Annotated in this window: 7 protein-coding genes; all 7 read left to right on the top strand. The window is 47.1% G+C overall.

Annotation, left to right across the window (positions count from 1 at the left end):
• The first annotated feature begins 117 nt into the window (after window positions 1-117).
• The 7 genes from RR45_RS10655 (at window position 118) to RR45_RS10685 (ending at window position 5,893) form a co-directional block, all read left to right on the top strand.
• Window positions 118-684: a TetR/AcrR family transcriptional regulator gene (locus RR45_RS10655; protein ID WP_244148323.1), complete on the top strand. Its 567-nt coding sequence runs from the start codon at window positions 118-120 to the stop codon at window positions 682-684.
• Between the two features lie 125 nt (window positions 685-809).
• Entirely contained in the window at window positions 810-1,328 is a 519-nt protein-coding gene (locus RR45_RS10660; protein ID WP_031365518.1) for an HdeD family acid-resistance protein, read from the top strand.
• A gap of 18 nt (window positions 1,329-1,346) precedes the next feature.
• A complete protein-coding gene (cls, locus tag RR45_RS10665) occupies window positions 1,347-2,864 on the top strand; it encodes a cardiolipin synthase (RefSeq protein WP_031365519.1) in 1,518 nt (505 codons plus the stop codon).
• An 11-nt stretch (window positions 2,865-2,875) separates the two neighbouring features.
• On the top strand, window positions 2,876-3,229 hold the full coding sequence (locus RR45_RS10670; RefSeq protein WP_031365520.1) for a potassium channel family protein: 354 nt from the start codon (window positions 2,876-2,878) through the stop codon (window positions 3,227-3,229).
• Complete coding sequence (locus RR45_RS10675) at window positions 3,229-4,434, top strand: chloride channel protein (protein WP_031365521.1); 1,206 nt, start codon at window positions 3,229-3,231, stop codon at window positions 4,432-4,434. Before RR45_RS10670 ends, RR45_RS10675 begins: the two co-directional genes overlap by 1 nt.
• Window positions 4,421-5,182, top strand: coding sequence for a hypothetical protein (locus tag RR45_RS10680; RefSeq protein ID WP_143188770.1), 762 nt, complete (start codon window positions 4,421-4,423; stop codon window positions 5,180-5,182). Before RR45_RS10675 ends, RR45_RS10680 begins: the two co-directional genes overlap by 14 nt.
• Window positions 5,183-5,230: 48 nt before the next feature.
• The gene (locus RR45_RS10685) at window positions 5,231-5,893 is read left to right on the top strand and encodes an MFS transporter (RefSeq protein WP_244148324.1); all 663 of its coding nucleotides are present in this window, start codon (window positions 5,231-5,233) and stop codon (window positions 5,891-5,893) included.
• The last annotated feature ends 1 nt before the right edge of the window (window position 5,894 follow it).

Below are 5,894 nucleotides of genomic sequence, written 5' to 3' on the forward strand. Positions count from 1 at the left end.
GGATTTACCCACTACAGAAATTATAGAGCCTCTTTTTTTAGTGCATAGGGGTTGACATTGTAGACCAACTGGTCTATAATGTCAAAAAAGCTTAGGAGCAGTAGGATGAAAAAAGAGTTGAAAACCCAGCTAACTCGGGAGCGCATCATTGAAGCGGCCCTAATCGAGTTTTCTCAAAAGGGCTATAAGGCCTTCGGCATCAATGAACTCTGCAAAAATCACAAGATTTCAAAGGGGATTCTTTACCATAACTTTTCTGGCAAGACGGAGCTCTATCTGGCCTGCGTCCGTGAGAGCTTTCAGAAGGCTGTGTCCATCATCCGTGGGGAGTCAGGTGACATTCCCAGCCTAGCAGACTATATGGAACGTCGTCATCGTTTTTCCAAGGATTTTCCTCACCACAGCCATGTCTTCTTTGAGGTTTGGATGACAGCTCCAGCAGAAATTGCTGAGGAAGTGGCACAGGAAAAGGCTGTTTTTGAGGACTTGAATCGTCAGGTTTCAGAAAAATTACTGTCTGAGTCAACCCTCAAAGATTATATCAGCCAAGAAGCGGCCCTATACTATCTGACCTTTATCCAGCAACTCTTTCGGAGTTATTATCTGGGGCCAGCGGATCTCAAGGAACCAGCAGTTTGGCCAGCCAATATGAAAATGACCTCAAAAAGGTCCTTCATCTCATGATTTATGGCATTTTAAAGGATGAAAAGTGAAAAGGAGTGATTCATGATTAGAAGTCCAGTATGAGGCCTGTCCTCGAAATCAACACAAAAATAAATAAAAAAACAATAAATATTAGGAGAGTTATTATGTCTAAAAAATTATCATGGTTGTCTATCGTAGCGGGTGTTTTATCCATTCTTGCAGGTTTTTATCTGATGGCCAATCCAGCCCTCAGCCTTCTGTCCTTTGCCATCTTGTTTGCCCTCATTTTCATGGTCAACGGTATTTCTGATATCATCAAATACTTCTCAGCTGATGAGAAAAGCGGTTGGGACCTCTTCACCGGTGTGATGACGGTTCTCTTGGCTATCTGGCTCTTCTCAGGGACCTTCTTTGAAAAAGTGACCTTCATTCCCTTCATCTTTGCTTTCTGGGCCCTCTTTACAGGTGTTTCCAAGACGATTATGAGTTTTGAAGTCAAAAAAGTGGACAAGAAGTTGGGCAGCACCCTTCTTTGGACGGGTATTTTGGGGATTATCGCAGGGATCATCATGATGGGTCACCCACTCATGACAGGCGTGATTGTGACCTATACCGTGGCCTTTGTCTTTATCTACCAAGGGATTGCGGCTATCGTTCTCTATTTCAAATCTAAAAAAGCATAAGTTAGAAAGGGTTTCAATATGGAGAAGCTGAAAAATATCCTCTTTAACAAGGTCACCATCGGGGCCATCCTGCTCTTTGTACAACTGGCCTGGCTCTTGCTCTTTTTCTACCAATTAAGCAGCTATTCCACAGTGATTACAGCTATTTTGGGGCTTGTCAGTGTCCTGATGATGTTGGCTATTGTCAGCTCCAAGGATAATCCGGTCTACAAGATTGGCTGGCTCATCCTGATTGGCCTCATGCCCATGTTTGGAACCTTTCTTTACTTAATCTCTGCCAACAAGCAACCAGCTAAGAAGCTGAGAAAGGCCATTCAAGAGTCGGAAGCCCGCATTGAGCAAGCCTTAGAGCAAACTAACTATTCTTCCCAAGATGTCCCAATTGCAGACGAGGTCAAAGGAATTTCGGACTACATTGCCAGTCAGGGCACTTATACCCGCCATGGCAATACGGATGTGTCCTATTTCAAACTGGGTGAGGACATGTATGCCTCCATGCTCAAAGATATGGAGCAGGCCCAGTCCTTTATCTTCTTTGAATACTTCATTGTCGGCCAAGGGCAGATGTGGGATGGGATGAAGGATATCCTGATCAACAAGGCACAGGAAGGCCTGGATGTCCGTGTCATGTATGATGATTTGGGTTCTCTGATGGTCTTGCCAAAGGGCTTCAAGGCCGAGCTGGAGAGCAATGGCGTCAAGGTGGTAACCTTTAACCCGATGGTCCCTTATCTAGCTCTGGGAATGAACAATCGCGACCATCGCAAGATCTTAGTCATTGATGGAAATGTGGCTTACAACGGGGGCATCAATATCGCGGATGAATACATCAATGTGGACAGCAAATTAGGCCACTGGAAGGATACCGGTCTGCGCTTGGAAGGGGATGGGGTTGCCAATCTGACCCTCATGTTCCTCTCGGTTTGGGATGCCTGCCGCAAGGAGCAGACCCATGTTGCGGCCTATCTGCCTAAGAAGTCCGTAAAGGCCAAGGGTTATGTCCAGCCATTCTCCGATTCGCCTTTGGATGAGGAGCTGATTTCAGAGAACCTCTATATGGATATCCTCTGGAATGCCAAGGACTATGTTTACATCTTTACCCCTTATCTGATTATCGACCATGAGATGACACTGGCTCTGACCATGGCGGCCAAAAGAGGGGTAGATGTCCGCATCGTAGTGCCGAAGATTCCAGATAAGAAGGCTGTCTACACCCTGACCGAATCCTATTTCCGTCCGCTTCTGGAAGCAGGCGTTCGCTTGTATCGCTACACGCCAGGTTTTATCCATGCCAAGAGCTATCTGGCAGATGATAAGGTTGGCGTCGTTGGGACCATCAACATGGACTACCGCAGCCTCTACCTGCACTTTGAATGCGGTACCTTCCTTTATGAGGTTGACGCGCTCAAGGACTTGAAAGAAGACTATCTCGAAACCTTTGCGGTCAGTGAAGAAGTGCAGTTGAAGGAGCTGGGAGAAGGACTGCTGAAACGGACAGGTCAGGCTGTTCTAAGAGTCTTGAGTCCGCTCTTTTAGGAGGAAATACCATGAAAGCGAATCTTAGAAAAAAGAAACCTTTGCAGGTTTTGTGGCATATTGTCAAGGTAACCCATTTTTCCAATTTTATCCTGTCCTTTGTCTGTTATCTCTTTCTGGCAGCCCTGATCTTGTTGTTTACTGAGCCTGCCATTGAGACTTTCGGAGATAGTATTTGGTATTCTTTCGTGACCTCGACCACTACGGGCTATGGGGATATTGTGGTGACAACAGCCATCGGCAGGATTGTCAGTGTTATCCTGTCTCTCTATGGCCTCCTCTTTTTCGGCTGTCTGTCAGGGATTGTGGTGACCTACTATATGGAGATGAACAAGCTCTTGCCCAAGGAGGAGGATCAAAAGTGATGAAGAAACAAAATCTTAGGATCCTGCTTTCGGGCTTCTGCTTGAGCAGTCTGATTGCCCTAGTTGCCTTTCTCTTTCTGATGGCTGAAAAATTTGGCAGCCATCTATTGTGGGAAAGCTGGGGGCATTCTGTGCCCTTTCCCAACCTTTATAAAGGTCTCTTGCTCTTGGTGGGTGGCTTCTTGGTCTTTGCCCTCAAACGAAAGTGGGGGAGTCTGCCTAGAACCAGCCATGAGCTGATGGAGGAGCTGAAAGAAGGTCAGACCGTCAATTACCGCCATACTTGGCGCAGCCTGGTCTTGGCCCTACTCATCCTTGTAATGGGAGCAGGAGTTGGGCCAGAGGCCCCTTTGTTGGGGGCAGTCATTGCCTACTCCATCTGGCAGGCGGATAAGCTCCGTTACCTAGAAGCTAATAGAGAGCAGCTGAAGCACCTGCCCCTCCAAGATAAGTTTGTCAGGCTTTTCCATCCCAGTCAATACCTGCTGACCTATCCAGCCAGCCAGAAGGGAACGGATAAGAAGAAGCGCTTGTTTTTCATTGTCAACGGCCTGATTATTTTTGTCCTGCTGATGCGGATGACCGAGCAACCTTCCTTTATCACCAAACTGGGTGACAGCCAGTGGCAGATGGCGGAATTGGTTTTGATTTTGCCCCTCATGCTCTATGGCTTCCTCTTTGGTAAAGTCTACTATTGGCTGATGAAAAAGATAAAAGCTGTCTTGAAGGCGTATTCCTTGCCTCTCTTTGCTAAAGTCATGCTTGGTGCAATTGCCATCTTTGGAATTGCGGTTTTTGCGCCCAGCCTGCTCTTTTCTGGCCAGCATGCCATGCACTCAGTTGTGGAGATGGGGCTGGAGCTACCAGTCCTAGTTTTGTTTGGTCTGTCCCTTCTCAAACTTCTCTTTTTGGAAATCTGCCTGGAAACAGGCTGGACAGGCGGAGATATTTTTCCCATCACCTTTGCCAGCATCCTGCAGGGCTTTGCAGTGGCCCAATTGCTGCCAGGCTACGACCCCCTCTTTGTCGTTCTGGTTGTCAGCCTTTCTTTGGCGGTCACCTTGCTGCAGAAGGAGTGGCTGGCAGGTATCTTCATCTCCCTCTTTTTCCCAGTCAAACTTTGGCCCATTGCCCTCATTCTCATCTTCATGTTACGGTGGATGGGTATAAAAGTGAAAGCAGGAAGAGTTCATGGTGAAGCCTAATTTCAGTCGGCTGCTCCATGGCTCTTGGGCTTTGCTTATCTTTGTCCTACTCATGCTCCAGCCGGCCATCTACCAGGGAATCATCAAAGCCAGTCTGACTCCCTCCATGGCCTATCTGGACGCCCTTTTGGCAGGTGAATTCGGCACCTTTATCAGCCAAAAACTAATTTGGATGGGAGTTTTCTTGATTCTTGCCTTTCTGGGTCAGCTCATCCTCTACTTTTGGGGAAATATGCACTTGCTGGGCATTTTGAAGAGAGAAAGAGGACTTAGTCCTTCCTTGATGCGCCTGACCTGGGCCTATTACGGGCTAATCTGGCTGATGGCTGGGGCTATTTTGGCTGTCCTGCTTGTCCTGATCATCCAGGGATGGCAGATTTACCAGCTATCTGGCGAGCTTGGACAGTATGATTTTCAAGCGACTGTTGAACAGATTTTAGACAAGCTGCGGAGCCTTAGTTTACAAAGCCTTGGGGACATGGAAGCGACTTTGAAAGCCATTTGGACCATTTTAAAAGAAAATGCCCCCCTCTATAAAGTGCTACGAGAAGGGATTGCTACCCTAACTCAGATTGAACAAGTCATCGGAACCTCTTACTTCTTACTTTCTGGACTGTCAATCTATATGGTTTTGGAGAATCTATTCTTCTATACCTTACGAGTAAAGAAGTCTCAACTTCTGATGATTGGGCAACATCTGATAGAAAAGGGGAGCAGGAGTAGCCTCCTTTCAAAAAAAATTCTTTGAACCATTCAATTATTTACTCCCTAGCAAAACTTATGCTATACTAGGTGTATGAAAAACTCTAGTAACAAGAAAAAATCATTCTTTTTATTGATTGGTGTGATGATGATGGGGGCCGTGATGCGGGTCCCATTTACTGCGATTCCAGCTGTTTTGACGGATATTGCGGCTGGCCTGGGTGTTTCAGTCAGTGACTTGGGCATTTTGACTTCTCTGCCCCTCGTCATGTTTGCCCTTTGTTCTTCCCTGGCTCCTGGCTGGGCGGCTCGATTGGGTCTGGAAAAACTCTTGGGCCTGGCCCTCTTGGTCATGACAGCTGGCTCCCTGCTTCGGATTGTAGGTGTAGCAGGGCTCTTTCTTGGAACCATCCTAATCGGTATTTCAGTGGCCATTATCAATGTCCTCCTGCCCAGTCTGGTCTCCGTGCATTTCCCACTTAAGGTTGGGCTCTATACCACCGTCTATATCACCATGATGGGCTTAGCGGGAACGGTCGGTTCAATGGTGGCTGTACCGATTGTAGAAGCTAGTTCCTGGCAGACCTTTGTTATCCTATTGACCCTCTTTGTTGGCCTAGCGGCCCTCATCTGGTTGCCAAACTGGTCCTACAACCATCGCTTTGAGCAAGCCTCCAAAACGACCAAGCAAGGATCACTTTTGAAAAACAAGGCGGCCCTGATTTTTGGCTCTTTGTCAACTGTAGTGGGTAGATGAA

Source organism: Pseudolactococcus chungangensis CAU 28 = DSM 22330, assembly GCF_002441885.1.
Classification (GTDB): Bacteria; Bacillota; Bacilli; order Lactobacillales; family Streptococcaceae; genus Pseudolactococcus; species Pseudolactococcus chungangensis.

Coding starts and splice junctions, on each gene's coding strand:
- RR45_RS10660 (WP_031365518.1), top strand. CDS start 810: ATGTCTAAAAAATTATCATGGTTGTCTATCGTAGCGGGTGTTTTATCC.
- cls (WP_031365519.1), top strand. CDS start 1,347: ATGGAGAAGCTGAAAAATATCCTCTTTAACAAGGTCACCATCGGGGCC.
- RR45_RS10670 (WP_031365520.1), top strand. CDS start 2,876: ATGAAAGCGAATCTTAGAAAAAAGAAACCTTTGCAGGTTTTGTGGCAT.
- RR45_RS10675 (WP_031365521.1), top strand. CDS start 3,229: ATGAAGAAACAAAATCTTAGGATCCTGCTTTCGGGCTTCTGCTTGAGC.
- RR45_RS10680 (WP_143188770.1), top strand. CDS start 4,421: ATGGTGAAGCCTAATTTCAGTCGGCTGCTCCATGGCTCTTGGGCTTTG.
- RR45_RS10685 (WP_244148324.1), top strand. CDS start 5,231: ATGAAAAACTCTAGTAACAAGAAAAAATCATTCTTTTTATTGATTGGT.